At 62.1% G+C, this 25,286-nt stretch carries 25 protein-coding genes and 1 riboswitch; of the genes, 18 read left to right on the plus strand and 7 right to left on the minus strand.

The window, feature by feature from the left end:
* Positions 1-65: 65 nt before the first annotated feature.
* Both WIR04_RS07255 and WIR04_RS07260 read right to left on the minus strand, forming a co-directional pair.
* Positions 66-1,871 carry an extracellular solute-binding protein gene (locus WIR04_RS07255; RefSeq protein WP_420883458.1) on the minus strand — a complete coding sequence of 602 codons (1,806 nt, stop codon included), beginning with the start codon at positions 1,869-1,871 and terminating at the stop codon, positions 66-68.
* Positions 1,872-2,008: 137 nt separating this feature from the next.
* A complete protein-coding gene (locus WIR04_RS07260; protein ID WP_338891580.1) occupies positions 2,009-2,902 on the minus strand; it encodes an EamA family transporter in 894 nt (297 codons plus the stop codon).
* A 215-nt stretch (positions 2,903-3,117) separates the two neighbouring features.
* On the opposite strand from WIR04_RS07260, the gene WIR04_RS07265 reads away from it, so the two are divergent.
* Entirely contained in the window at positions 3,118-3,306 is a 189-nt protein-coding gene (locus tag WIR04_RS07265) for a hypothetical protein (protein WP_025327549.1), read from the plus strand.
* Here WIR04_RS07265 and WIR04_RS07270 read toward each other — a convergent pair.
* Positions 3,303-4,490: an HD-GYP domain-containing protein gene (locus tag WIR04_RS07270; RefSeq protein ID WP_338891582.1), complete on the minus strand. Its 1,188-nt coding sequence runs from the start codon at positions 4,488-4,490 to the stop codon at positions 3,303-3,305. The genes WIR04_RS07265 and WIR04_RS07270 overlap by 4 nt on opposite strands.
* Positions 4,491-4,664: 174 nt before the next feature.
* On the opposite strand from WIR04_RS07270, the gene rsuA reads away from it, so the two are divergent.
* The gene (gene rsuA, locus WIR04_RS07275; RefSeq protein WP_338891584.1) at positions 4,665-5,357 is read left to right on the plus strand and encodes a 16S rRNA pseudouridine(516) synthase RsuA; all 693 of its coding nucleotides are present in this window, start codon (positions 4,665-4,667) and stop codon (positions 5,355-5,357) included.
* 180 nt (positions 5,358-5,537) lie between these two features.
* Here the strand turns inward: rsuA and WIR04_RS07280 are convergent, their stop codons facing one another.
* Positions 5,538-6,449 carry a DMT family transporter gene (locus WIR04_RS07280; protein ID WP_338892487.1) on the minus strand — a complete coding sequence of 304 codons (912 nt, stop codon included), beginning with the start codon at positions 6,447-6,449 and terminating at the stop codon, positions 5,538-5,540.
* 306 nt (positions 6,450-6,755) lie between these two features.
* On the opposite strand from WIR04_RS07280, the gene WIR04_RS07285 reads away from it, so the two are divergent.
* Together WIR04_RS07285 and yfcE are read left to right on the plus strand one after the other, a co-directional pair.
* Positions 6,756-8,393 carry a peptide ABC transporter substrate-binding protein gene (locus WIR04_RS07285; RefSeq protein ID WP_338891586.1) on the plus strand — a complete coding sequence of 546 codons (1,638 nt, stop codon included), beginning with the start codon at positions 6,756-6,758 and terminating at the stop codon, positions 8,391-8,393.
* Positions 8,394-8,403: 10 nt separating this feature from the next.
* The gene (yfcE, locus tag WIR04_RS07290; RefSeq protein WP_338891588.1) at positions 8,404-8,958 is read left to right on the plus strand and encodes a phosphodiesterase; all 555 of its coding nucleotides are present in this window, start codon (positions 8,404-8,406) and stop codon (positions 8,956-8,958) included.
* Between the two features lie 29 nt (positions 8,959-8,987).
* Here the strand turns inward: yfcE and WIR04_RS07295 are convergent, their stop codons facing one another.
* The 3 genes from WIR04_RS07295 to flgA all read right to left on the minus strand — a co-directional run bounded on the left by WIR04_RS07295 (position 8,988) and on the right by flgA (position 10,421).
* The gene (locus tag WIR04_RS07295) at positions 8,988-9,404 is read right to left on the minus strand and encodes a flagellar protein FlgN (RefSeq protein ID WP_338891589.1); all 417 of its coding nucleotides are present in this window, start codon (positions 9,402-9,404) and stop codon (positions 8,988-8,990) included.
* Positions 9,401-9,721: a flagellar biosynthesis anti-sigma factor FlgM gene (gene flgM, locus WIR04_RS07300; RefSeq protein WP_025327542.1), complete on the minus strand. Its 321-nt coding sequence runs from the start codon at positions 9,719-9,721 to the stop codon at positions 9,401-9,403. Before flgM ends, WIR04_RS07295 begins: the two co-directional genes overlap by 4 nt.
* 94 nt (positions 9,722-9,815) lie before the next feature.
* Positions 9,816-10,421, minus strand: coding sequence for a flagellar basal body P-ring formation chaperone FlgA (gene flgA / locus WIR04_RS07305; RefSeq protein ID WP_025327541.1), 606 nt, complete (start codon positions 10,419-10,421; stop codon positions 9,816-9,818).
* Positions 10,422-10,658: 237 nt separating this feature from the next.
* On the opposite strand from flgA, the gene WIR04_RS07310 reads away from it, so the two are divergent.
* From WIR04_RS07310 to mgtE, 14 genes are all read left to right on the plus strand, one after another.
* Positions 10,659-11,570, plus strand: coding sequence for a chemotaxis protein CheV (locus WIR04_RS07310; protein WP_025327540.1), 912 nt, complete (start codon positions 10,659-10,661; stop codon positions 11,568-11,570).
* Positions 11,571-11,587: 17 nt separating this feature from the next.
* Entirely contained in the window at positions 11,588-12,412 is an 825-nt protein-coding gene (locus WIR04_RS07315; RefSeq protein ID WP_005329773.1) for a CheR family methyltransferase, read from the plus strand.
* A gap of 61 nt (positions 12,413-12,473) precedes the next feature.
* Positions 12,474-12,872 carry a flagellar basal body rod protein FlgB gene (flgB, locus tag WIR04_RS07320; protein WP_025327539.1) on the plus strand — a complete coding sequence of 133 codons (399 nt, stop codon included), beginning with the start codon at positions 12,474-12,476 and terminating at the stop codon, positions 12,870-12,872.
* A complete protein-coding gene (gene flgC, locus WIR04_RS07325; protein WP_005329775.1) occupies positions 12,872-13,291 on the plus strand; it encodes a flagellar basal body rod protein FlgC in 420 nt (139 codons plus the stop codon). Before flgB ends, flgC begins: the two co-directional genes overlap by 1 nt.
* Before the next feature lie 105 nt (positions 13,292-13,396).
* Positions 13,397-14,134 (plus strand): flagellar hook assembly protein FlgD, encoded by a 738-nt coding sequence (locus WIR04_RS07330; protein WP_025327538.1) that lies wholly within the window; start codon positions 13,397-13,399, stop codon positions 14,132-14,134.
* Positions 14,135-14,144: 10 nt separating this feature from the next.
* On the plus strand, positions 14,145-15,503 hold the full coding sequence (gene flgE, locus WIR04_RS07335; protein ID WP_025327537.1) for a flagellar hook protein FlgE: 1,359 nt from the start codon (positions 14,145-14,147) through the stop codon (positions 15,501-15,503).
* Positions 15,504-15,649: 146 nt separating this feature from the next.
* Positions 15,650-16,396 (plus strand): flagellar basal-body rod protein FlgF, encoded by a 747-nt coding sequence (gene flgF / locus WIR04_RS07340; RefSeq protein ID WP_025327536.1) that lies wholly within the window; start codon positions 15,650-15,652, stop codon positions 16,394-16,396.
* Positions 16,397-16,410: 14 nt separating this feature from the next.
* Complete coding sequence (gene flgG / locus WIR04_RS07345; RefSeq protein ID WP_010675290.1) at positions 16,411-17,199, plus strand: flagellar basal-body rod protein FlgG; 789 nt, start codon at positions 16,411-16,413, stop codon at positions 17,197-17,199.
* A 26-nt stretch (positions 17,200-17,225) separates the two neighbouring features.
* Positions 17,226-17,897 (plus strand): flagellar basal body L-ring protein FlgH, encoded by a 672-nt coding sequence (flgH, locus tag WIR04_RS07350; protein WP_025327535.1) that lies wholly within the window; start codon positions 17,226-17,228, stop codon positions 17,895-17,897.
* 61 nt (positions 17,898-17,958) lie between these two features.
* On the plus strand, positions 17,959-19,056 hold the full coding sequence (locus tag WIR04_RS07355; protein ID WP_025327534.1) for a flagellar basal body P-ring protein FlgI: 1,098 nt from the start codon (positions 17,959-17,961) through the stop codon (positions 19,054-19,056).
* A gap of 114 nt (positions 19,057-19,170) precedes the next feature.
* Complete coding sequence (gene flgJ / locus WIR04_RS07360; protein ID WP_025327533.1) at positions 19,171-20,283, plus strand: flagellar assembly peptidoglycan hydrolase FlgJ; 1,113 nt, start codon at positions 19,171-19,173, stop codon at positions 20,281-20,283.
* 3 nt (positions 20,284-20,286) lie between these two features.
* The gene (locus WIR04_RS07365; RefSeq protein WP_307764366.1) at positions 20,287-22,275 is read left to right on the plus strand and encodes a FlgK family flagellar hook-associated protein; all 1,989 of its coding nucleotides are present in this window, start codon (positions 20,287-20,289) and stop codon (positions 22,273-22,275) included.
* A gap of 3 nt (positions 22,276-22,278) precedes the next feature.
* The gene (gene flgL, locus WIR04_RS07370) at positions 22,279-23,487 is read left to right on the plus strand and encodes a flagellar hook-associated protein FlgL (protein WP_307764367.1); all 1,209 of its coding nucleotides are present in this window, start codon (positions 22,279-22,281) and stop codon (positions 23,485-23,487) included.
* Positions 23,488-23,642: 155 nt separating this feature from the next.
* A riboswitch (M-box (ykoK) riboswitch) is annotated at positions 23,643-23,812 on the plus strand.
* Between the two features lie 124 nt (positions 23,813-23,936).
* Positions 23,937-25,280 carry a magnesium transporter gene (gene mgtE / locus WIR04_RS07375; protein ID WP_338891597.1) on the plus strand — a complete coding sequence of 448 codons (1,344 nt, stop codon included), beginning with the start codon at positions 23,937-23,939 and terminating at the stop codon, positions 25,278-25,280.
* Positions 25,281-25,286: the final 6 nt, after the last annotated feature.

The raw sequence follows: 25,286 nt of genomic DNA on the forward strand, positions 1-25,286 counted from the left end.
CACAAAAAAGACCCCGCCACAGTGCGGGGTCTTTTGTTTGTGTCGAGCTAGAGCGTGGAGAGGGCTCAGGGCTTTTGATAGCGGGTGTCGATCAGGGTGACGGGAGGGAAGGTCTTGCCCTGCTTGATGGCGGCTTTCGTCTCCGCTTTCAGCTCCTCGTCAATCCAGAGCAGGCCGCCGAAGCTGTAGCCCGAGTTGGCGCCATCCAGGGGCCAGTAGAGCAGATCGCTCTGGGGCGTCGCCGGGATCTTGGGCAATTTCACCCAGCGCCAGGCGCCTGCCCGGGTATAGGGGACCTGATAGGCGGGGACAAAACTGGCCAGCTCATAGAGCCGCTGCTGGATCTGCCGTGAGAGTTCTGCCTTCTTGCCGAAGTCGAAGGCCTTGTCGTATTGCTCCACCAGGGCCGAGATGGCGTCGTCATCGAGGTTCATGATGTTATTGGTCTGGGGCTTGTTGGCGTTGACCTTGTGGAAGTGCTCCCAGTAGGCGGGATAGCGGCCACTGCTCCAGGCCATCCAGGCGCTCTGATGTTTCTTCTCCAGCATGGATTTGAAGCCAGCGGAGGCATCCATCAGGTTCAGCTCCAGATTGAGACCCGCCTTCTTCGCCTCTTCCCGCAGCAGGGTCAGGCGCTGGGCATGCTCCGCCGTGGTGTAGGTGATGCTGAGGGAGAGGGGCTGGCCCTTGTCGTTTTGCAAGATGCCATCCGGCCCCGTCTTGGTGAAGCCCGCCTTGGCGAAGTAGTCCCGTGCGAGCCTGGGATCGAAGGGGCGTGCCTTGATGTCGGTGTTGGTGAAGGCCCCCTGGCCCGAACCGTAGCTGTTGAGGCGCTGGTAGTCTCCCCGCAGCAGGGTGGCGATCATCTTGTCGAGGGCGAGGGCGTACTGGATGCCGAGCCTCACATTGAGATCCTTGAGCAGCGGGTCGGCGGTGTTGAGGTAAAGCCCCATGGGGGACTGCGGGGTCTGATTGTAGAACCAGAGTCGTTCGATATAGCCCTTCTCGAATTCGGCTGTCTTGCTCTTGTCGTGCCACCAATTGGGCATCACCAGCGGGAAGGTGTCGAGATCGCCGCGCAGGAAGTGCTGCCAGGCGATGTTCTGATCCCTGAGCACCTTGATCTCTACCCGGTCCGGGTTGAAGCGGTGCTGGAAGTAGCGCTCTCCGTCACCCCACCAATCCTTGACCCGGTTGAAGGTGACTGACTTGCCCTTCTTCAGCTCGCCAATCTGGTAGGCACCGGTGACCGGCATCACTTTCCAGTTGTACTCCTTGACCCAGTTGGCCGTGAGCTTGATGGCATGGCTCGGTTCCGGGCTGAACGGCAGGGATTCCAGCAAATCCTCCCGGCTCTTCTCGGTGCCGCTGGTGATGGCGAGGGTGTGATCGTCGAACCTGGTCACCTCGCTTATCTGGGTGCTGTAGTAGTTGTTGTACCAGGGATCGTTGATCTCCTTGCTGCGCATCATCTTGAGGGTAAAGAGCCAGTCATCGGCGGTGACGGGCTGGCCGTCCGACCAGCGGGCCTTGGGATTGAGGCGAAAATAGAGGGTCTTGTGATCGGCACCGAAGGCCCAGGCGCTGGCCAGCATGGGCATTGGATTGCCGGTCACCGGATGGGTGGCGAGCAGGGGCAGATTGGTTTCACGGACGTAACCGGCGAAGCTACCGTTGGAGTCGGGCCCGTACTTGCGCAAGGTGAGCGGGAAGCTCGACATGAAGTCACGGAAGGTACCGCCCCGTTTGGCCTTTGGATCCGCATAGACGGGGTCTGTGTCGTTGCTCTCCCACTTGAGATCCGCCGGCAGGGTGGCGCTCCAGCCGAAGGCGCTCCAGCAGAGGGGGATCATCATGGCCGCGACTCGCATGACACGCGGCAAAGTGGGGATGACCGGGGGTGAACTGTGCAGCATGTCCTTGCTCTCCTGATGGTTGGCGTCCTGCCGGGGTCAAGCGGTGAGGCCCGTGAGGGCCTGTCTCATCATGGGAAGTTTCCCCATCAAGGTCAATGTTCGGCTTGTGTCTTGAACAGCCTCATTTTTCCGCCCAGCAGATGGACCACAAAGCCGAGCAGCACCAGGCCCGAGCCCAGCCACTGCAGGGTCGTGGGGTGCTCTTCGAGCAGCAGGGCGGCCGCCACCATGCCGACGCAGGGCACCAGCAGGGAGAGTGGTGCCACCTGGGCTACCGGATAGCGCATCAGCAACCGCCCCCAGAGGCCGTAGCCAAGCCAGGTGGCGACCAGCGACAGATAGAGTACGCACAAGAGCCCCTGCCAGCTGAAGTTGAGCAGGCTGGTGACAATGACATCGGGCCCCTCGAACAGCCAGGAGAGCGCGAAGAAGGGCAGTATGGGCACCAGGCCGCCCCAGGCGATGAGGCTGGGTAATGAGGTCTGATAACGCAGCCCAATCTGGCGATTGATGACGTTGCCAAGGCCCCAGCAGGCGGCGGCGCACAGGGTCAGCACGAAGCCGAGCAGGGTCAGGTTGCCTTCGCCATGGGTGGCGATGAGATAGAGGCCGGCCCCCGCCAGCGGCAGCGCCACCCAGTGGTGGGGCTGCCAGCGCTCTCCCAGCCAGATCATGGCGAACAGCAGGGTGAACACCACCTGGGATTGCAGCACCAGGGAGGCCATGCCCGCCGGCATGCCGAACTTCATGGCGCAGAACAGGAAGGCAAACTGCCCCAGGCTGATGGCACCGCCATAGGCCAGCAGCCAGCGCCAGGGCATGGCGGGCCTGGGCACCAGCAAGATGGCGGGGAAGACAACGCCGACGAAGCGCAGCGCCCCCAGCAGCAGCGGCGGTATGCCCTCCAGCCCCCATTTGATCGCCACGAAGTTGAGTCCCCAGCAGAGAATGACCAGGGCGGCCAGACACTTGTCCTTGGCTTGCATACAGCGTCCTTGTGTGAGAAACAGGGCCATGAGATGGCGCCGGAAGGAAACGAGCATACCCTCGATGGGGTGGTCGACGTCAAGCCGCAAGCGGGGTGGCGTGCGATCGCGCCGGGTAGTTCGGGAGGAGAGGGCGGCGTGTCGGGGGAGGACTAAGCTAGTAGGAGAGCGCCCGATGTGACGGGCGAGTTTCTATGGCTGACTGGAGGTGTACCATGAGCGACCATACCCTGCTGCCCCATGGTGAGGATCTGCGCCGCGCCGTACGCTGGCTCAGCGAACACCATGAACACGACATCCGGGCCATCGAAGAGGCCTGCGTCCGCTTCGATCTCTCCCCGCTGGATGAGGAGTTCCTCCTCCGCTATTGCCGCGAGCAAGCACCGGAGTCCCGGTCTCGCTAGACGAAGTTGGCCAGGTTGATGCCAAACTCCTTGGGATCGACCGTGCTCTCTATGCTCTCCTGCCCCCCGTTTCTGGCGAGATCCAGCCACTGCACCTCGAGGTAGTGGCGCTGGGTGGCGTGATAGATCACCTTGACCACCGGCTTGAGCGGTTGCTGTTCGTTGCGCTGCATCACGACCGCCAGCCGCTGATTGGAGAGCTGCACCAGGGTGCCCACCGGATAGACCCCCATGCACTTGATGAACTTGGTGACCAGCTCGGCATCAAAGTGCTGATTGATGCCTTTGAGCAGGACGCGAAACGCCTGGGTCGGCTGCATCCCCTGCTTGTAGACCCTGTCTGCCGTCACCGCATCGTAGACATCGACGATGCCGCTCATGCGGGTGTAGAGGGAGAGTTGATCCCCCTTGAGCCGCTGCGGATAGCCGGTGCCATCGAGGCGCTCGTGGTGGTTGGCGGCCACCTCCAGCATGGTGGGGGTGATGCCGGCGGTATTGCTGAGGATGTCGTAGCTGTGCACCACGTGCTGGCGCATCACGCCAAACTCCTCGTCGGTGAGCTTGCCCGGCTTGTTGAGCACCTCGTCCGGGGTCATGATCTTGCCCACGTCGTGGAGCAGGCCACCCAGGGTCAGCTCCTTGAGTACGTTGCGCTCAAGCCCGAGATAACGCCCGAAATTCGCCAGCAGTATGGCCACGTTCATGGAGTGTTCCATCAGGTAGGCATCCTTGGCCCGGATCCGCGCCAGACAGAGCATGGCGTCGCCATGGGTGAACATGGTGTCCACCATCTCCTCGGCGACCGCCGCCAGCGGGGTGATGTCGATGGGTTCTCCGGCCTTGAGGTGGCGAATGAACTTGCCCTGCAGCTCGCGCGCCTCCTGATAGAGACGGCGGATCTTGAGCTCGCGCCCTTCGCCACTGCCTGCGGGACGCGCTGAGCCAGCGCTGTGGGCCGGGCTCGGGGAGACGACCTGCTCTATCCCGGGCAGCTTGCTGCGGGCGAGATCCACCCGCACCGTCAGCACGCCGCGCCGGATCAGCGCATCCACCTGCTGACGGTTGGTCACCAGCCCCGTCTGGGCTATTTCCATGGCACCGGTCTGGCTGACGATGGCTAGCACGTACATGCCGGGTTGCAACTGGTTGACGGGGATGACGGGATGAGGCTGAGTCGACTTCATGGTGGCTTCCTGGGATTATTATTATGCGTGGTGTCGGCGCTCTGTCGGCAGTCTATCACTGGCACATCATGGCGTCAGGCACCATCTGCCTAACTTCTCCCTTAGTGCTGGCGTTGTGGGGGACGGCCTATATAATGACGCCCCTTGATAACGTTGGATTCCGAGGTTTTGTGCATGCGGCTCGATAAATTTCTTTGCGATTGCTCCGATTTGACCCGTTCCCAGGCGGGCAAGCTGATCCGTCAGGGGGAGGTGATGGTGGACGGTATCCTGGTCAAGCAGCCCGCCTTCCACATCAATGAGCAGAGCCTGATCGAGTTTGATGGCGTGACCTTGACCCTGAATCAGCAGAATCGCTACTTCATGCTGCACAAGCCGGAAGGCTATGTTTGCTCCAACGAGGACCCCGATCACGCCACCGTCTTCCACCTGCTGGATGAGCCCGCCATGGGCAAGCTGCACGTGGTGGGCCGGCTCGATCTCGATACCACAGGCCTGGTGCTGATCACCGACGATGGCAAGTGGTCCCACCGCATCACCTCGCCGCGCCACGAGTGTGCCAAGACCTATCACGTCTGGCTGGCCGACCCCGTGAGCGAAGAGGCCATCTCGCTGTTTGAAGACGGCGTCTACCTGCGCAACGAGACCGACAAGACCCGTCCCGCCCAGCTGGAGATCCTGGGGGAGTGCGAGGCCAGGCTGACCATTCACGAGGGCAAGTACCACCAGGTGAAGCGGATGTTTGCCGCCATCGGCAACAAGGTGACAGGGCTGCATCGTGAGCGGATCGGGGCGCTCTGTCTGGACGACGAGCTGGCACCGGGGGAATACCGGGAGCTGACTGCCGAGGAAGTTGCCCGGTTCTAATCACGCCATCCGACGGCGAACGTTCGCAATGATGTTACCGTGTCCGATTCCCCCGCGACGCGACTAATCGAATCGACAGAACCAATTGAATTTTGTAGGTTCGAATAGCGAAGCCTGTTCGGACGCTCCGGAGGATTGGGCGTAGGTTGGTGCTGAGCGAAGCCCAACATCAACCCCGACTTACCCCGCTCCCAACACCAAGGCGGTGCCCAGAGTGGCCAGCAGGGCGCCGGCCCAGGCGGGCAGGGCAGGGCGCATCCCTGAGTGCCACCACAGCAGGGGCAGCAGTATGACCGGGGTGGTGGAGGAGAGGATGGCCACCATGCCCACGTCCCCCTGGCGCAGGGCGACCAGGATGAGCGTCATCCCCAGCGCCATCGCCAGGAAACCGTTGATGCCTATCATGCCGAGCACCTGGCGGTTGATGGGGTTGTGCGGCATGGCCAGCGGCACCCGCAGCACCCGCAAGGCACAGTGCGCCAGCAGGGCGCTCCCCATGCGGATGCCGGAGGCGCTCACCGCGTCCACGTTGCCAGCCATCATCACCGGCTTGGCGATGATGGCCCCCAGGCTCTGACACAGGGCCGCGGTCAGGCCGAGCGCGATGCCGACGGCGAGGTGGCCTCGCACCTGCTCCCACTCGTTGTGCTGTTGGACCTGCTGCGGGTTGCCACGGCGGCCGAACAGAATGGCGAGCATGACCCCGGCCAGCACCAGCAAGGCCCCCACCAGACGCCAGCCACCGAGTTGTTCCCCAAACAGCCAGAGCCCGAGCAGGGCGGAGAAGAGCGCATGGCAGGAGAACAGCAGGCCGCTGCGCCTGGGCCCCAGCCGGTTCATGCAGGCGAACAGGGCTGTGTCACCGACGAAGATGCCGATGAGCCCCGACAACGCCAGCAGTGGCAGGGCGCTCTCGGTGAGTGTCTGCCAGCCCCCCGTGATCAGGCTGGCGCTGGCCAGCATCAGGCTGACCAGAAACATCCGCCAGCGGCTGTAGGCAAAGGCCCCCAGATGGCGTGCCGGTTTGACGGAAATCAGGGCTGCGACTGCCCATAAACTGGCGGCAGCCAGCGCCAGCCACTCATACCCCATAAAGACCCCTGAAACGGTGAAAATCAGCCGGGCGGATGCCAGCATCGGGCGCCATGGCGGCCTGACTGACCTTCATGCGAGGCGAGGCGAGTCGAGGGGGCCGTCAGGCTATCCTGCGCACCCATGGCCAATATTTGGGAAGAATCCCCTGAAAAAAATAGCCCGAAAGACTCCATCTGCCGGGCAAGCCCGATACAATACGGGGCGTCTTCGGGGATAACAAGCGCGGCATCATGCATTCGTTTTAAGGCGCGCCGCCGGCCTTCCCCCTTCTTGAAATAAAGTGAATTGAACGAGGTTGATGTCATGCTTTACCGTTTCGCCGCCCGGCCAGCCCGTCGCTGGCTCTCTCCCTTGCTGCTCGGACTGATGCTGGCACCGCCGTTGCAGGCGACCACAGTGATGCAGCAGCCTGCGCTCTCTGACAGGCAGACCCTGGTCAAGGGCAACGGCGCCGAACCCGAGTCCCTCGACCCTGCCCAGATCCGCTCCGGTTTCCCGGGGGAGGTGGTGCTGGTGGATTTGTTCGAAGGGCTGGTCAGCGAGGATGGGCAGGGCAGGATAGTGCCGGCGCAGGCCCAGCGCTGGGAGACGCGCGAGGATGGCCTGGTGTGGCGCTTCTTCCTGCGTCCGCAGCTCAAGTGGTCCAACGGCGAGCCGCTCACCGCCCGGGATTTCGTCTACGCCTGGCGGCGTCTGCTGAGCCCGGCACAGGCCTCGCCCTCCGCCGGTCTCTTGCTGGCAACCGGCATCAACAACGCCCAGTCCATCTATGCCGGTGCCCTCGATCTCGATGCCCTGGGGGTGGAGGCCGAGAGCGATCAGATCCTCAAGGTAACCCTGGAGCGGCCCGTGCCCTACTTTCTGCAGCTCATCAGCCAGCGCCCCTTCGTGCCGGTCAACGAGCGGGCCATCACCCAGTTTGGCAAGCAGTGGACCCAGCCTGGCAAGCTGGTCAGCAATGGCCCCTACCGGCTGGTGAACTGGGTGCCGAACGAGCGTATCGAAGCCGAGCGCAATCCCCAGTACTGGGATGATGCCCACACCCGGATCCAGCGGGTGACCTATCTGCCCCTGGCTTCCCAGCACGCGGAGCGGTTGCGCTACGAGGCGGGGGAGATCCAGCTCACCAACAAGGTCGCGCTGGAGTATTACCAGAAGACCATGGAAGAGACCCCGGAGCGGATCTGGGGCCTGCCGCTGCTGGGCACCTACCTCTATACCTTCAACCTGCGCCGCCCCGAGCTGCAGGATGTGCGGGTGCGTCAGGCGCTCTCCATGGCCATAGATCGCCGCCTGCTGACCGAGAAGGTGAGCGGTCAGGGGGAGCGGCCGGCCTGGTCCCTGCTGCCCGGCATGCCGGATTACGAAGAGCTGGGTTCGGCGCTGGCCCTGGAGGACATGCCGACCCGTCTGGCCAGGGCTGCCGCCCTGCTGACGGAGGCGGGCTACAACAGTGCCCACCCCCTCAAGCTGACCCTGACCTACAACACCTCGGAGAACCACAAGAAGCTGGCCCTGGCGGTCGCGGCCATGTGGAAGCCGCTGGGGGTGGAGGTCAGCCTCGACAACATGGAGTGGAATGCCTATCAGGTGGCCAAGGACAGCGGCGACTTCATGTTGGCTCGCTCCTTCTTGTTTGGTGACTATGTCGAGCCCTCGTCCATGCTGGGCAGTTTCCGCTGTCAGGATCCCCAGAACGAGAGCGGCTACTGCAACCCGGCCTTTGATGGCCTGTTGCAGCAGGCCGCGGATACCCTGGATGGTGCCGCCCGGACCGGACTCTACCGCAAGGCCGAACAGCTGCTGATGGAGGAGATGCCCGTCATCCCCGTCTATCACTACAACCAGATGAGGCTGGTGGACCCCGCCCTGCGCGGCTTGCCGAGCAGCAACCTGAAGGGGGCCATCGCCACCAAGGATCTCTACTTCAGCCAGCCATGAGGAGTGTGCGATGAAGATAGCCATCATTTCCGACCTGCACGGCAGCCTGCCTGCCCTGGAGCAGGTGCTGGCGCAGCTTGCCCCCTGGCAGCCGGATCACTATCTGTTGCTGGGGGACCTGCTCAATCACGGCCCGCGCAATCCGGTGCCGGCGGGTTATGATCCTGCCGCCGTGGCGGCGCGGCTCAACCAGCTGGCCCCCCGGATCATGGCGGTGCGGGGCAACTGCGATTCTGAAGTGGATCAGATGCTGCTGCACTTCCCCATCACGGCACCCTACAACCAGTTGCTGGTGGACGGGCGGCGCTGGTTCGTCAGCCATGGTCATCTCTATGAGCCCGAGGCGGTGCCCCTGCCGGCGGGCAGCCTCTTCATCAGCGGCCATACCCACCTGCCCATATTACGACGAGAAGAGCGGCAAGAAGGGGTACTGGTGCTGGTGAACCCGGGATCCATCTGTTTTCCGAGGGGAGAATGGGCGGCCAGCTATGGCCGGTATGAGGATGGCGTCATGAGCATTCATGCCTGCCGCGACGGGGCAAGGATGATGGAACTGGTGCTCTGACAGCAGGGCATCAAGGGAAGGAGAGAGAATTAGGCCTTGATCCCCAGGGAGCGGGTGCCCGAGCGGGTGTTGCCCTTGGCGTCATAGGTCAGGGAGTTGCTGTCTCGCAACTTGCTGAGAAAACTCGCCAGGCGGCGATTGGAGATGATGCTGAGCTCGAGCAACCGACCGTTGAGGTTGTTCTGCTCCTGACAGGCTTCCAGCTTGGCTTGCAGGGCCTGCAACTGGATCGGGAAGGCGCCGAGTTGTTGCTGCAGGTCAGGCAGCTCGGCCAATGTCTTGTCAAGGGTCTCGATGGCCTCAAGCAGTTGCTGCTTGCGCTCGGCCAGCGCTGGCAAGGCCAGAGCCCGGTGTGCCTTGAGCAGGTCAAACTCCTCTGCCAGCAAACCTTGCATCTGGGAGAGGTTGTCGTCCTGGGCGTGCAGCAGCGAAGGCAGTTCCATCATCCCAGCCGTTTGTCCAGATCCGCTTCGAAGCTGAACATCTTCCTGGCCACTGCTTCGCTGTTGACCTTGTATTCCCCACTGGCCACGGCCTTCTTCAGGCTCTCGACGCGGCTCTCGTTACCGGTAGAGGCGGTGTTGAGGGTCTTCTGCATCTGTTGCAATTGCTGCGCCTCACTGGTCAAGGAGACAGAGTCGGTCTTGACGGTCGCCGCGCGATTGCTCTCGGCAGAGGTCGCGGACTTGGTGGCTACACCCTGACTGGTCCCACTGTTTTGCAACCGGCTGTTTGCCAAGTTGTTGATATTGTTGATAGCCATACGGTTTACCTTCGTCTGCTTTGCTGTTCGCTTACCTGTTTATCGGTGACGGCGGTCAGAACTTTAGAAAAAAATTGCTGCATTAATAAAGCAGTCAGAATGTGACCACCACAGAGCCGACGGCACTCACCTGGCCCTGCACCGCTCTGCCCGAACGAATGTTGACGAGCCTGATCATGTCTCCGAAGCTGCCATCTTGCAAGGCTCGGGCCATGGTTTTGATCTGCATGCTGCTGTTTTCCGCACTCAGGGTGACCTGGTCCCCCTTGCAGACCACGCAGACCTGGGTGAGCCTGATTGGCTGGCCCGGCTTGAGTTCACGCTTGCTGCGCACCCCGATGAGGGAGGCCGGGTCGGTGAGATAGTCACCGCGGATCAGGGTCTGATCCTGGTAGGCCAGGGTCAGCATGGATTCGCTCAGTATGTCCCCCTTGGCCACGGGGACCGCGACTGTGACATAGGGTTTCTGGATGCTGACCCGCACCGGGAGGTAGAGATCCCAGGGTTTCTCTCCCTCGCACTTGAGGTAGACGGTGGTGTTGCGGCGGATCTCCATCTTGGCCGGGAGGGAGATAGTCAGCCCCTCTTCGCAGTGGTTCAGGGGGAGGCGCTCATCTATGGTACCGGCGGTCACCTCGGCCTGGGCGTCGAGGGGGACATCCAACTGGTCGAGGACGAATGTCTGTGCCTGCTCCTGCAGATAGTCGGTCACCTCGGATGCCATGGCGTGAGAGAGGCTGCAAAACGGCAGTAAGATGAGGAAAAGTCTATTAATCATTTTTGCTTACCGGTCGATAAGTTGTTCACGAACACCATCGCAGTTAACTATGCTTGCTGCAGATTTCGGTTGTCGAGACATCGATAGTCTGATGCAAGCCAATGTGCATGCACACACAACATGCACGATCAGTGCCAAGCGTTTTTTTAGGGAGTGTTTATGGCGAGTATTCTGGACTCGGTCAACCAACGGACCCAGCTGGTGGGACAAAACCGGTTGGAGCTGCTGCTGTTTCGTCTCAACGGACGTCAAAGATTTGGCATCAACGTATTCAAGGTACGTGAGGTGCTGCAGTGCCCTCCCTTGACCGTCATGCCCAAGCTCAACTCCTGCATTCGCGGTGTGGCGCACATTCGCGGCCAGACCATCTCGGTGATCGATCTCAGCATGGCGATGGGCAAGCGCCCCATCCAGGACATCTCCAAGTGCTTCATCATCATCTCCGAGTACAACAGATCCGTTCAGGGGTTCCTGGTCCATTCGGTCGAGCGCATCATCAACATGAACTGGGAGTCCATACTGCCGCCCCCCAAGGGCGCCGGTCGCATCAACTACATGACGGCGGTGACCGAGGTGGATGGCGAGCTGGTGGAGATCCTGGATGTGGAGCGCATTCTCAACGAGATCTCGCCGGTCTCCACCGAGGTGAGTGCCGAGCTGGTGGAAGCAAGCGTGGAGCGCAATCCCCATGGCCGTCCTGTGCTGGTCGCCGACGACTCTTCGGTGGCGCGCAAGCAGGTACAGCGGGCGCTGGAGGCCATAGGAGTGCAGTGCGTGCTGGCCAAGGATGGACGGGAGGCCCTCAACATGCTGCTGGAGATGGCCAAGCAGGGCCCCATCCTCGATCAGATTGCCCTGGTCATCTCCGACATCGAGATGCCGGAGATGGATGGCTACACCTTCACCGCCGAGATCCGCAACAATCCCAACCTCAAGGATTTGCATGTTATCCTGCACACATCCCTCAGTGGGGTGTTCAATCAGGCCATGGTGCAGAAAGTTGGTGCGAACAACTTCATTGCCAAATTCCAGCCTGATGAATTGGCCAAGGCCGTACAAGGCGCTCTCTAATAAAGAAGAACAACTGCATGAAGACACTTTCGGACGACTTATACAGGCAATTCAGCAATTTTCTGGCGCAGCAGAGCGGCATAGTGCTGGGTGACAACAAACAGTATCTGGTCAAGAGCCGTCTGTCGCCCTTGATGACTCAGTTTGGTATCGAGAGTCTGTCTGAACTGGTGACCCGGGCGATGAACGTGCGTGAACGGGAGCTCAAGATGGCCGTGGTCGATGCCATGACCACCAATGAAACCCTGTGGTTTCGCGATACCTACCCGTTCCAGCTGCTGAGTGACAAGATCTTCCCCGAGCTCGGCAAGAGTGGTCGTCCCATCAAGATCTGGTCTGCGGCCTCCTCCTCCGGGCAGGAGCCTTACTCCATCGCCATGACGGCGCTGGAGCAGCAGGTCAAACGCCCAGGCACCTTGCCGGGCGGGGTGCAGATAGTGGGGACCGACATCTCCAGCACCATGCTCAACCAGTGCAAGGAAGGGGTCTATGACAGCCTGGCACTGGCTCGCGGCCTGTCACCCGAGCGCAAGCGGCTGTTCTTTGAGCCCTGCGGCGACAACAAGATGCGGGTATCGGAGCGTGTCAGAAAATTGACCAGCTTCCGGCCCCTGAATCTGCTGGAGAGCTACAGCCTGCTCGGCAAGTTTGACATCATCTTCTGCCGCAACGTGCTCATCTACTTTGCGCCAGAGGTGAAGTCCAAGATCCTCAACCAGTTCGCCAGCAGCCTCAATCCGGGCGGCTATCTGATGCTGGGGGCCTCGGAGTCCCTGGCGGGCCTCACCGACAAGTTCGAGATGATCCGCTGCAACCCCGGCATCGTCTACAAGGTCAAATAACTCCCCCTCGTCCCTCTTTGGCACACCTCTTGCTAAACATTCGTGAAGCAGGAGGTGCGCTATGGCAATTTCATTCGACAAGGCATTCGGTGTTCACCAGTACACGCTGAGCGTTCGCGCCAAGCGTGCGGAGGTGTTATCGAGCAACATCGCCAACGCGGATACGCCGGGCTTCAAGGCCCGGGACATCAACTTCTCCCAGGCGTTGCAGGATGCCCAGAGCCAGCAAGGGTTCGGGCTGTCCACCACCAGCGAGAAGCATTTCGCCTTGCAGATGGATGCCCCCGGGTCGACCCAGTATCGCAACCCCCTGCAACCGGATACCGGTGACGGCAATACGGTGGATGTGCAACAGGAGCGCAGCGAGTTCCTGCGCAACAGCCTCGAGTACCAGGCTTCCCTCGAATTCATGAATAGCAAGATAAGCGGCCTGCTCAAGGCGTTGAAAGGAGATCAGTAATGAGTTTGTTCAAGGTCTTTGACATTGCAGGCTCTGCCATGAGCGCGCAGTCCGTCCGCCTCAATACGGTGGCCAGCAACATGGCCAACGCCGACAGCGTCAGCTCCAGCGTGGAAAAAACTTACCATGCCAGGCGGCCAGTCTTTGCCGCCCAGCTGGATCAGGCCATGTCAGACAAGCAGGCCTCGGTGGGGGTGGATGTGAAGGGCATAGTCGAGAGCGATGCGCCGCTGCTCAAGGAGTACAACCCGAATCACCCCATGGCGGACAAGGATGGCTTCATCTTCAAGCCCAACGTCAACATGGTGGAGGAGATGGCGGACATGATAGCCGCCTCCCGCAGTTACCAGACCAACGTCCAGGTGGCGGATGCGGCGAAGAAGATGCTGCAGCAGACGCTCGGCCTCGGCAAGTCCTGATAGAGGTGAACCCAGATGACAGCGATCAGTGACGGCCTGCATGGCCGCGACCATGGGTTCGACCTGTACGGCGCCCGGCAAACCCGGACAGAGGGGGAATCATAAGTGGCAGATACCTATGACAGCCTGCTGGGGGTCAACCGGACGTCGTCCGCCCAGACCAATACCACCAACACCCCGACCCAGAAGAAGGAGCTGGATCAGGAGTCCTTCCTGAAGCTGTTGACCATGCAGCTCTCCTACCAGGATCCGTTCAAGCCGGTGGACAACGCCCAGATGCTCTCCCAGATGACCTCGATGTCGACGTCCCAGGGGATCAGCAGCCTCTCCACCCAGATGGAGAGCCTCAACAGCCTGATGACCTCCAGCCAGGCGCTGCAGGCCTCGGCCCTGGTGGGCCAGAATGTGCTCATTCCCTCTAACACCGGCTATCTGGAGAAGGGGAGCACCCTCTCCGGCGTCATCGCCACCGGGGACGGTGGCAGCAACGTCAAGGTGACGGTGAAGGACGAAAGCGGTCAGGTGATCAAGGAGTTCTCCATCGAAGGGGCTCAGAAGGGGAACGTGGCCTTCGAGTGGGATGGCAAGGACAAGTCGGGCAATGCCGTCAAGAGCGGGAAGTATTCGATAGAGGCGCACGCCACCGTCAATGGCAAGTCCGAGAGCGTGCCGGCCCTGACCTATGCCAAGGTGGAGAGCGTCACTCTGGGTACCAGCACCAACCCCAGCACCCTCAAGCTCAAGGGACTGGGTGGCATCTATCTGACCGATGTATTGGAAATTGGCGGGACGACCGGCAAGTCGACTACGACGCCGACCCCGACCCCTAACGCAGTGATCTAAGGAGAAAGACATGTCATTCAACAATGCCCTCAGCGGCATCAATGCGGCTCAAAAAGACCTGAACGTCACCGCGAACAACATTGCCAACGTCAATACCACCGGCTTCAAGGAGTCCCGCGCCGAGTTCGCCGACGTCTACGCCAATTCCATCTTCGTCAACGCCAAGACCCAGGTCGGCAACGGGGTGGCGACGGGAGCGGTGGCGCAGCAGTTCCATCAGGGGGCGCTGCAATTCACCAACAACGCGCTGGATCTCGCCATCCAGGGCAACGGCTTCTTCGTGACTTCCGATGGCCTGACCAACCTGGATCGCAGCTACACCCGCTCCGGCGCCTTCAAGCTCAACGAAAGCAGCTACATGGTCAGCAACTCCGGCGGGTACCTGCAGGGGTACGAGATCAACGCCGACGGCACCCCCAAGGCGGTGAGCATCAACGCGACCAAGCCCATCCAGATCCCGGACAGGGCCGGTGAGCCGGTCCAGACTTCCAAGATAGAGGCCAGCTTCAACCTGCCGTCCACCGCCTCGCCGCTGGCGGCGGGCAATGGCGCCGCCGATGCCTCCAAGTTCGACCCCAAGGATTCGAGCACCTACTCCTCCTCTACTTCCGTCGTGGTCTACGACTCCCTGGGGGAGCCGCACACCATTACCCAGTACTTCGTCAAAGAGGCGGATCCTGCGAACCTGACCCAGCCTGCTAGCCCGACGGCCTGGCGCATGTACATGTATGAAGGGGACAAGCCCATCGACGTCGTGGGCGGTGCTGCCACTACCATGGCCACCGGCGTCAGCCAGGCGCCCCTGAGTGCTCGCGTCACCTTCGATGCCTCCGGCAAGATGCAGACCCCCACCACGCCGGCCATCATCAAGACCGAGCCGCTGGGCACTCCGGGCGCCGGCGTCATCACCAATGGCGCCGATGGCACCCAGGATATAGAGCTGAAACTCGGCACCGTGACCCAGTACGCCTCGCCGTTCGAGGTCAACAAATTGACCCAGGATGGCTCCACCGTCGGCCGGTTGACCAAGGTCGAGATCGGGGCGGACGGTATCGTCTCGGCGACCTACAGCAATGCCACCACCGTCAAGGTGGCCATGGTGGCCATGGCCAAGTTCGCCAACTCCCAGGGGCTGACCCAGGTGGGGGACACCTCCTGGCGCCAGTCCCTGCTCTCCGGTGATGCCCTGCCGGGCACCCCGAACTCCGGCACCTTCGGCTCCATCAAGTCGTCGGCCCTGGAGCAGTCCAACGTGGATCTGACCACTGAGCTGGTGGACCTCATCACCGCCCAGCGCAACTTCCAGGCGAACTCCCGTTCGCTGGAAGTGAACAGCTCACTGCAGCAGAACATACTGCAGATCCGCTAAGGTTTTTCGCGGTGACAAGGGGCGCTCATGCGCCCCTTGTCGTTTCCGATGCGGTGCTTTTTCCTCCTTTGTTTTGCTCTTCCCACTCCTCTTGGCACTCAATTTGCAGTTCTCCTGCGAGAGTCATCTGTTTGACGGAGGATCCCATGGATCACCTGCTTTATATCGCCATGTCCGGGGCCAAGGAGAACATGAACAGCCTGGCTGTGCGTGGCAACAACCTGGCCAATGCCAACACCATCGGCTTCAAGTCTGACTTCGAGCAGGCACGCAGCATGCAGGCGTTTGGCGAAGGGCTGCCGTCCCGGGTGTTTGCCATGACGGAGCGGCCGGGTCAGAACCTGCAGCACGGCCTGCTGCAGACCACGGGGCGGGATCTTGACGTCGCCGTTGACGGCCCGGGCTGGATTGCAGTGCAGGATCCCAATGGGGCAGAGGCCTATACCCGCATGGGTAACCTGCAGCTCAATGCCACCGGCAATCTGCAGACCTCCACCGGGCTCAACGTGGTGGATGACGCGGGCCAGCCCATAGTGCTGCCGCTGCCCATGGAGAAGATCGAAATCAACCGGGATGGCACCATCAGCGGCCGCCCCGAGGGGGCCGCCGCCAACCTGCCGGAGGATTTCCAGCGCATCAAGCTGGTCAATCCCCCGAGCGATGCGGTGGAGAAGGGCCAGGATGGCCTGTTTCGCCGCAAGGATGGTCAGAAGGAAGCCGCCTCTGCCGAGGTCGGCCTGCTGGCTGGCGCCCTCGAGGGGAGCAACGTCAACGTGGTCGACGAGATGACCAACCTTATTCGCTTGCAACGTCAGTTCGAAACTCAGGTCAAGATCATGAAGACCGCCGAGGAGAATGACGAGGCCCAAACCCAGCTGCTGCGTATCAGCTAATCAAGGAGTATTAAATGAATCCTGCACTCTGGATCAGCAAGACCGGCCTCGATGCCCAGCAGACCAACATTTCGGTCACCTCGAACAACCTGGCGAACGCCAGCACTGTGGGCTACAAGAAGGCCCGCGCCATCTTCGAGGATCTGCTCTATCAGAACATCAACCAGCCTGGTGGTCGCTCTTCGGCGGATACCGAGCTGCCCTCCGGCCTGATGCTGGGGGCGGGGGCCAAGGTGGTCGCCACCCAGAAAAACCACAGCCAGGGCAATGTCCAGACCACGGACAACTCCCTGGATCTGATGATAAGTGGCCGCGGCTACTTCGAGATCCAGCTGCCGGACGGCAGCGCGGCCTACACCCGCAACGGCCAGTTCACCCTCAATGACGAGGGCACCATAGTGACGCCGGGCAACGGCTACCCGCTGCAGCCGGAGATCCAGATCCCCGAGAACGCCCAGAGCGTGACGGTGGGGGAGGATGGCCAGGTGTCGGTGCAGCTCAAGGGGGATGGTCAGTCCCAGGTGGTGGGCCAGATCAACACCACCGACTTCGTCAACCCGACCGGCCTGCAACCCATGGGGGAGAACTTGTTCCTCGAGACCCAGTCGAGCGGTGCCCCCATCCAGGGCACGGCCGGTGCGGACGGGCTGGGGGTGATCAAGCAGGGGATGCTGGAGACCTCCAACGTCAACGTGACCGAGGAGCTGGTGAACCTGATCCAGGCCCAGCGGGTCTATGAGATGAACTCCAAGGTCATCTCGGCAGTAGACTCGATGATGTCCTTCCTGACCCAGCGCACCTAATCCTGAAACATAAGCGGAGGCCCATGATGAAAGCCCTATGGATGCTGGGCCTGCTGACACTGGCAGGCTGTACCAGCACCCCCAATACCGCCAGACCCGACGACCCCGAATTCGCCCCCGTGTATGGCGAGTCGGAGCCGGTGTCGGTGCGCCCCACCGGGGCCATCTTCCAGCCCGAGCAGGTCAACGGCATCTACTCGGACATCAAGGCTCATAGAGTGGGTGACATCATCACCATCGAGCTGGCGGAATCGACCTCGGCGTCGAAGAAGGCCAATACCCAGAGCGGCAAGGACAACAAGATGGAGCTGGAGCCCGTCACTCTGGGCGGGGTGCCGGTCACTGCTGGCGCCTATGATCTGTCGGCTTCCATCGGCCAGAGCAGTGCGTTCAAGGGCCAGGCCAAGGCGGATCAGAGCAACAGCCTGCAGGGCAACATCTCGGTCAGCGTGGTCAAGGTATTGCCGAACGGCAACCTGCTGGTGCGCGGCGAGAAGTGGATCATGCTCAACAACGGCAACGAATACATCCGCATCACCGGCCTGGTGCGCCCGGAGGACGTGAGTTCGGAGAACAGCGTCTCGTCCCAGCGGGTCGCCAACGCGCGCATCCATTACGGCGGCACCGGCGATCTGGCCAACACCCAGGAACAGGGGTGGCTGACCAGCTTCTTCAACGGTCCCTGGTGGCCCATTTAATACTCGGGACCCGGGTCGTCAGTGGCGACCCGGGGCCGGAATGGTTTAGTTAGGAGATGTCATGAACCGACTCCGTTTGCTCGGCCTGCTGTGCTGTATCTTGCCGCTCGGGCTGGCGCACGCCTCCCGCATCAAGGATCTCAGCTCGGTGGAAGGGGTGCGCAGCAACCAGTTGATCGGCTACGGTCTGGTGGTGGGCCTGCCCGGCACGGGCGAGAAGAACAACGCCTTCACCGAGCAGACCTTCAGGACCATGCTCAACAACTTCGGCATCAAGGTGCCGGACAACATCAAGCCCAAGATCAAGGACGTAGCGCCGGTCGCCATCCACGCCGATCTGCCCCCCTTCTCCAAGCCGGGCCAGACCATAGACGTCACCGTCTCCGCCATCGGCGAGGCGAAGAGCCTGCGGGGCGGCACCCTGCTCCAGACCTTCCTCAAGGGATTGGACGGCCGCGTCTATGCGGTGGCCCAGGGCAGTCTGGTGGTCGGTGGTCTCGGGGCCGAGGGGGCGGATGGCTCCAAGGTGGTGGTCAATACCCCGACAGTGGGGCGCATCGCCAACGGGGCGACAGTGGAGCGTGAAGTGCCGAATTCCTTCTCCCAGGGGGACACCATCACCTTCAACCTGAACCGGCCCGACTTCACCACAGCCCGCCGGGTAGCCGACGTGGTCAACGATCTGGTGGGCCCCAACACCGCCCAGGCGCTGGACGCCACCTCCATCAAGGTGTTTGCCCCGCGGGATCCGAGCCAGCGGGTCGCCTACCTCGCGACCATCGAAAACCTGGAAGTGGATCCGGCCACCGAGTCCGCCAAGATCATCGTCAACTCGCGCACCGGCACCATCGTCATCGGCAGCGAGGTCAAGTTGCGGCCCGCCGCCATCAGCCATGGGGGCCTGACGGTCACCATCGCCGAGAACCAGCAGGTCTCCCAGCCCAATCCGCTGGCGGGGGGGCAGACCGCGGTCACCAACAACTCCACCATCAACGTGCAGCAGGATCCGGGGCGCATGTTCAAGCTCGACACGGGGGCGACCCTGGACGACCTGGTGCGGGCGGTGAATCAGGTGGGGATAGCCCCGGGGGATCTGATGGCGATCCTGGAGGCCCTGCAGCAGGCGGGCGCCATTCAGGGACAGCTGGTCATCTTGTAACAGGCTGTCCTGGCGCGTTCTGGGCTGGCGCAGCAGCCAGCCCAGAGAGCCAATAGGTAATACAGTCATTTCTTGAGCGGCAAGAGGTTGCCACGGGCGGCAAAGAGGAAGGTTATGGCAGAGTTCGACACCCAGAGTGGTATCAATCTTGGCATGGTGCAGGACGTTCAGAACCTGGACAAGCTGCGCCAGATGAGCCACAGCAAGGAAGGGAAGCAAGAGGCATTGATGGCGGCGGCCCGCCAGTTCGAGTCCATCTTCACCCAGACCCTGTTCAAGGGGATGCGCCAGGCCAACTCGGTGCTGACCCAGGACAACCCTATGAACAGCAGCTACACCCAGTTCTACGAGGGGATGCTGGATGAGCAGCGGGTCTCCGATATGTCGAGCAAGGGGGGGCTTGGCATCGCCGAGATGGTGGCCAAGCAGTTCTCTCCCGAGAAGACCTTCACCCATAACGACGGCCGGGTTCTCAAGCTGCCCCAGCGCACCGAGCGGGTCTACAAACCCTATGAAGCCCCCAGTGCCTCCAACGATCTGATCGCGGCCTCCAAAGTTGGCAAAGATTTTGCTGATAACGAAATGAAGAGCGAGATGAAGGGTGAGCTGGCTGGGGCCGAGTCTCCGTTGCACCTGCCCAGGCGCCCCCATCGCACCGTGCCTCCCATGGGCAGCAGCCCGCGGGCCTCGGCCCTGGATGAGAGCGCCAAGGTGTTCGACAGTCCGGAGGAGTTCGTCGAGCGCCTGATGCCGCTGGCCAAGAAGGCGGCGGACAAGCTGGGACTGAGTCCGGCGGTGCTGGTGGCCCAGGCCGCCCTTGAGAGCGGCTGGGGCAAGCGGGTGATCAAGGATGGGGAAGGGCAGATGAGCCACAACCTGTTCGGCATCAAGGCCGATCCCCGCTGGGAAGGGCCCAAGGCCGTGGTGAGCACCCTGGAGTACGAGCAAGGGGTGGCGTCGCGCCAGAAGGCCGCGTTCCGCTCCTACGAGTCGTTTGAAGAGAGCTTCAACGACTATGTGGACTTCCTGACCTCGGGGACCCGCTACAAGGGGGCGCTGGCCAAGGTGGACAGCCCGGATGGCTACTTCGAGGCGCTGCAGCAGGCCGGTTATGCCACCGATCCTCAATACGCCAGGAAACTTAAACAAGTGTTGCGCAGTGATGCCATCGCCGGCTACTCGATGCCCGGCAACGCTGCGACCAGGAACACAGAGATGGAGCTGTAAGCTATGGCAAGCGATCTGCTTGGAATCGGGACTTCGGGTGTATTGGCCCAGCAGCGACTGCTGCAGACCACCAGTAACAACATAGTGAACGTCAACAGCCAGGGCTATGTACGTGAACGCACCCTGATCTACACCAATTCCGTCGGATTGGGCACGGGCGACATGGTGAGCGAACGGGTCATCAACGCCTATGCCCAGGCTGAGGTGCGCCGCGATACCTCCGCCTACCATGCCGCAGGCTCGCGCTACGATCAGCTGTTCCAGCTCGACAGCCTGCTGGGGGACGCCAGCAACAGCGTCGGCACCACCATCACCTCCTATTTCAAGGCCTTCCACACCGCCAACGAATCGCCGGCGGAAGTGGGGGGGCGCAAGACCACCCTGAGCGAGCTCAGCGGCATGGTTGATCGCTTCCACACCCTCTCCGCCCAGCTCGACAAGCAGAGCGACACCATCAACTCCACCATAGGGGACGAGACGGACAGGGTGAACAGCCTGCTCAACAGCATCAACGATCTGAACCAGGCCATAGTCCGGACCCAAGGCTCGCCGGAGGAGAACCTGATGCTGTTCGACCAGCGTGACGAGGCGATCCGCCAGCTCTCCGAGAAGATGGAAGTCCGCACCGTGACCCAGCCCAACGGCAGCATGCTGGTCAACATGAGCACGGGGCACTCCCTGGTGCTGGACGGCGGCGTGGCCCAGTTCAAGGTGGTGCCGGGCAGCCCGGACTCCCGGGATGCGAGGCTGCAACTCACCCTGGGGGCCAACCAGGCCAACATCAATGACAAGGATCTGGGGGGCGCCATCGGCGGCCTCTTCACGGCGCGCAACGATCTGGAGCCCGCCAAGCGGGAGCTGGGCCAGCTGGCGGTCGCCATGGCCGATGCCATGAACCAGCAAAACCGCCTCGGCATGGATCTGGACAACGAGCTGGGGGGGGATCTCTTCTCCCTCAAGGGGAGCAAGGGGCTCCCCTATGCCGGCAACCAGGGCAGCGGGGCGGCCAGCGTCAACTTCGTGCCCGGCAAGGGGTCAGAGGTGACCACCTTCGATTACGAAGTGCAGTTCAACAGCGCCACCGGTTATGAGGTCTTCTCCATCGACGGCTCTGGCCAGCGGACCTCGGTGGCGACCGGCACCACCCCCCCCGCCAAGTTCGAGGTGGCGGGGCACGGCATCGAGATCGACCTGTCCGGCACCCCGGTCGGGGGCGACAAGATAGTGCTGCAACCCACCAAGCACGCCGCCGCCGGCATGGATCAGGCCGCCACCAGGCCGGAAGACATTGCCCTGGCATCCCCCATCAAGGCGGACAAGAATTCCCAGAACCTGGGCTCGGGCGAGATCAAGGTGAACAGTGTCTACAACACAGGGACGGGGTCGGGCTTTGGCACCAACACCCTGGATCCGAGCGCTCCCCAGGTCATCAAGATCGACGGCAGCGGCAACTACGAGGTCTATGACAAGAACAACAACCTGCTCGGGGTGGCTCCAGCCTCCAGCAAGGGGCAGAACCTGATGTCCGCCCTCGAGCTGCCGCTGGGGACGCCCATAGTGCCGGCCCTGACCCCGGGCTACGACTTCAGCATCACCGGCAAGGTGGAGGCAAACGACAGCTTCACCCTGAGCTACAACAAGGATGGCTTTGCCGACAACGGCAACGGGCTGGCGCTGGCGGAGCTGCAGAACAAGGAGCTGGTGCGCAAGAACAACAACGCCGCCACCAGCAACGACAAGATGACCTTCAACGACGCCTACAGCGCCCTGGTGACCGGGGTGGGTAACAAGGCCAGCCAGGCCAAGACGCTGCTGCAGGCCAATGAGGCCAAGCTGACCCAGAGCACCGGCATCTTCGAGAGCGTCTCCGGGGTCAACCTGGAGGAGGAAGCGGCCAACCTCATCCGCTTCCAGCAGTCCTATGCCGCCTCGGCCCAGATAGTCAATACCGCCAAGACCATCTTCGATACCCTGTTGTCTTCCGTGAGGTAAGTCATGCGCATCACCACCAACATGATCTATGACCGCAACCTTGCCTCCATGGGCAAGGTCAGCGAGCGCCAGAATACCGCCTATGAGCAGCTGATCTCGGGGGACAAGTTCTCCCGGGCGGGGGAGGATCCCTCCGGCATGAGCCAGAAGTTGGCGCTGACCAAGGAGATCGATCTCTTCAAGCAATACGGCGTCAACGGCAGCCTGCTGGAGAACAGCCTGGGCCACGAGGAGACGGTGCTCACCTCCCTCAACAACGCCATGCTGAGCGCCCAGACCCTGATCCAGAAGGCGAACAGCTCGGCCATGGGCTCGGAGGAGCGCAACGCCATCGCGAGCGAACTGGAGGGGCTGCAGAAGCAGATGTTCGATCTGATGAACAGCAAGAACTCCCAGGGGGAGTTCATCTTCGGCGGCAATCAGAGCAAGACCCAGCCCTTCGTGAAAGATGCCAGCGGCAACTATGTGTTCCAGGGGGACACCGGGCAGCGCAGCATCCAGGTCTCCTCCACGGTGCAGATCCCGGCCAATGACTCCGGCTTCGATCTGTTCGAGATGGTGGCGACCCGGCGCACCGCCAGTGGCACCAGCGCCAACATCAAGGTAGGGGTGGGGGATCAGGGGAATTTCGAGAGCTTCTATCGCAACAATTACGACGCCTCCCTTGCCAGCAACCAGTTCACGGTGAGCACTCAGGTGGGCCCGCCGGACAGGTACGAGATCCGGGACAGCGGCGGTGGCCTGATCCAGGACGGGGACTACAGCGCGGGCAACAAGATCACCTTCAACGGGCTGGAGCTGACCCTGGACCTGCCGGCTGGGGGGGCGGATCAGACCTTCGTGCTGGACAAGCCGAAGAACGACAGCGTGCTCAACGGCATGTCCGATTTCCTCACTGCCCTGCGCGACCCCAGCCTCTCGGCTGACGGCTTCCAGCTGGCGGTGGCGGACGCCACCACCCACATGAACAACGCCAGGACCAAGATAGACAGGGGGCTCGGCGAGCTGGGTGGCCGGATGAACAGCCTGGAGCAGGTGATGGGGTCGAACGATGGCCTCAGCACCCTGAACCAGCAGGCTCGGGCCAAGGTCTCCGAGGCGGACATGTACGAGGTGATTGCGGCGCTCTCCAAGGAGGATGCGGCCATGAGCGCCTCCCAGCTCGCCTTCGGCAAGATAAGCAAGCTGACCCTGTTCGATTACATCCGCTGATGGCTGGCTCCCCCGGACAGGGGGAGTCCGCTCTCCTCCTGCCCCTTTCCCCCTCCAATTTGTAACAACCCGTTGCCAGCAGCCCAATGGCCTTGACTCGGGGAGGCCCCGGACAGATGATGCCGCCCGCACCACCCAGGTGGCGCGCATTTTTCGCAGCATCTCGTTAGGCGAGGCTCCTGCATAAACACAGGCCACTGATCTCACGACGTCCAGAGACGCCCAAGATCAGGACAGTTTTCATCGGATTAAGGTGTCAACCCAAGTGGCTTCCGGCGTGCCGGATACGTTATGCAGTGCTAAAGCTGGTACGTGGGGATGAAGACACGCCGGACGGCGTCATTTCCTGCCTGTTACTCGTCAATCAAATTGCTGTTTTCTTGTCGACAGCGACCGGTGCGTGCCGGTTGCCTTCAGGCCCTGCCTGAAATCACATGAGGATATCTGTGATGAAGAAAACACACACCCTGCTCAACCGTCATCAACTGCTCGATCTCGCCGCCCTGCAGGGCTGGCTCGACCACAACCTGGACCCGGTGCAGCGGGCCGATCAACTGCTGACCCTGCGCCCGGAAGAGCTCAACTGCGTCTTCGATACCCTGCCTGCGCCGCGAGGGGCCGCCCTGCTCGGCGCCCTGTCGGCGGAGAGCGCAGGCCAGCTGCTGCTGCGCCTGCATGGCAGCATAGTGGGCGTGCTGCAGGAGGCCATCCCCCGGCGCGAGATGGTGGCCATCCTGCGCAAGCTGGGTTCTCAGGATCGCACCAGGCTGCTGGCCCGCTTCCCGACCCAGGCGCAGGCCATCTACGATGCCCTGCTCGATTGGCCGAGCGAGTCGGTCGGTGCCAACATGCGCCACGAGTACCTGGCCGTCGACCAGGGGACCACGGTGGAGAGCGCCAAGCGGCGGATCCACGATGCCTGGGACAAGGCCCAGCTGTTTCAGCACCTCTATGTGGTCGACGGCGAGCGGCGCCTGCTTGGCAGCGTCTCCCTCAAGTCCCTGCTGATCGCCGATCCCCTGCGGCCGGTGAGCGAGCTGATGGAGCGGGAGGCGGTGCGGATCAACGCCCGGGCGGATCAGGAGCTGGCCGCCCGCCTGCTGATCGATCGCGACATCTCGACCCTGCCGGTGGAGGATCAGGGGCGCCTGGTGGGGGTCTTCCACGTGGATGACGCCGCCGACATCCTGGAGCTCGAATCCACTGAGGATGCGGAGTTGCAGGGGGGCTCATCTCCCCTGGATACGCCCTATCTGCAGGCCACTCCCTGGCAGCTGTGGCGCAAGCGGGTGGGCTGGCTGCTCATCCTGTTCGTGGCGGAGGCCTACACGGGCACAGTGCTGCGGGCCTTCGAGGAGCAGCTGGAGGCGGCCATCGCCCTGGCTTTCTTCATCCCGCTGCTCATCGGCACCGGCGGCAACAGCGGCACTCAGATCACCACCACGATAGTGCGGGCCATGGCGGTGGGGGAGGTGAGCCTGAAAAACCTCGGCATAGTGCTCAGAAAAGAGCTCTCCACCGGTCTGCTTATCTCGGCCGCCATTGCGGTTGCGGCATGGATCCGGGCCTGGAGCCTGGGGGTCGGCCCCCAGATCGGCATGGTGGTCACCCTGACCATCATCGCCATCGTACTCTGGAGCGCCGCGGTCGCCTCCATCATCCCCATGGTGCTGCGTCGTCTGCGCATCGATCCGGCCGTGGTGTCGGCCCCCTTCATCTCCACCCTGGTGGATGGCACCGGCCTCATCATCTATTTCGAAATCGCCAAGTGGCTGCTGCCCGAGCTGCAGTGACAACGG

This window comes from Aeromonas rivipollensis (assembly GCF_037811135.1).
Lineage (GTDB): Bacteria > Pseudomonadota > Gammaproteobacteria > Enterobacterales > Aeromonadaceae > Aeromonas > Aeromonas rivipollensis.

Bases quoted from the DNA above. Each gene is read 5' to 3' on its own strand.
- WIR04_RS07255 (WP_420883458.1), bottom strand. From the start codon at position 1,871: ATGCGAGTCGCGGCCATGATGATCCCCCTCTGCTGGAGCGCCTTCGGC.
- WIR04_RS07260 (WP_338891580.1), bottom strand. From the start codon at position 2,902: ATGCAAGCCAAGGACAAGTGTCTGGCCGCCCTGGTCATTCTCTGCTGG.
- WIR04_RS07265 (WP_025327549.1), top strand. From the start codon at position 3,118: ATGAGCGACCATACCCTGCTGCCCCATGGTGAGGATCTGCGCCGCGCC.
- WIR04_RS07270 (WP_338891582.1), bottom strand. From the start codon at position 4,490: ATGAAGTCGACTCAGCCTCATCCCGTCATCCCCGTCAACCAGTTGCAA.
- rsuA (WP_338891584.1), top strand. From the start codon at position 4,665: ATGCGGCTCGATAAATTTCTTTGCGATTGCTCCGATTTGACCCGTTCC.
- WIR04_RS07280 (WP_338892487.1), bottom strand. From the start codon at position 6,449: ATGGGGTATGAGTGGCTGGCGCTGGCTGCCGCCAGTTTATGGGCAGTC.
- WIR04_RS07285 (WP_338891586.1), top strand. From the start codon at position 6,756: ATGCTTTACCGTTTCGCCGCCCGGCCAGCCCGTCGCTGGCTCTCTCCC.
- yfcE (WP_338891588.1), top strand. From the start codon at position 8,404: ATGAAGATAGCCATCATTTCCGACCTGCACGGCAGCCTGCCTGCCCTG.
- WIR04_RS07295 (WP_338891589.1), bottom strand. From the start codon at position 9,404: ATGATGGAACTGCCTTCGCTGCTGCACGCCCAGGACGACAACCTCTCC.
- flgM (WP_025327542.1), bottom strand. From the start codon at position 9,721: ATGGCTATCAACAATATCAACAACTTGGCAAACAGCCGGTTGCAAAAC.
- WIR04_RS07310 (WP_025327540.1), top strand. From the start codon at position 10,659: ATGGCGAGTATTCTGGACTCGGTCAACCAACGGACCCAGCTGGTGGGA.
- WIR04_RS07315 (WP_005329773.1), top strand. From the start codon at position 11,588: ATGAAGACACTTTCGGACGACTTATACAGGCAATTCAGCAATTTTCTG.
- flgB (WP_025327539.1), top strand. From the start codon at position 12,474: ATGGCAATTTCATTCGACAAGGCATTCGGTGTTCACCAGTACACGCTG.
- flgC (WP_005329775.1), top strand. From the start codon at position 12,872: ATGAGTTTGTTCAAGGTCTTTGACATTGCAGGCTCTGCCATGAGCGCG.
- flgE (WP_025327537.1), top strand. From the start codon at position 14,145: ATGTCATTCAACAATGCCCTCAGCGGCATCAATGCGGCTCAAAAAGAC.
- flgF (WP_025327536.1), top strand. From the start codon at position 15,650: ATGGATCACCTGCTTTATATCGCCATGTCCGGGGCCAAGGAGAACATG.
- flgG (WP_010675290.1), top strand. From the start codon at position 16,411: ATGAATCCTGCACTCTGGATCAGCAAGACCGGCCTCGATGCCCAGCAG.
- flgH (WP_025327535.1), top strand. From the start codon at position 17,226: ATGAAAGCCCTATGGATGCTGGGCCTGCTGACACTGGCAGGCTGTACC.
- WIR04_RS07355 (WP_025327534.1), top strand. From the start codon at position 17,959: ATGAACCGACTCCGTTTGCTCGGCCTGCTGTGCTGTATCTTGCCGCTC.
- flgJ (WP_025327533.1), top strand. From the start codon at position 19,171: ATGGCAGAGTTCGACACCCAGAGTGGTATCAATCTTGGCATGGTGCAG.
- WIR04_RS07365 (WP_307764366.1), top strand. From the start codon at position 20,287: ATGGCAAGCGATCTGCTTGGAATCGGGACTTCGGGTGTATTGGCCCAG.
- flgL (WP_307764367.1), top strand. From the start codon at position 22,279: ATGCGCATCACCACCAACATGATCTATGACCGCAACCTTGCCTCCATG.
- mgtE (WP_338891597.1), top strand. From the start codon at position 23,937: ATGAAGAAAACACACACCCTGCTCAACCGTCATCAACTGCTCGATCTC.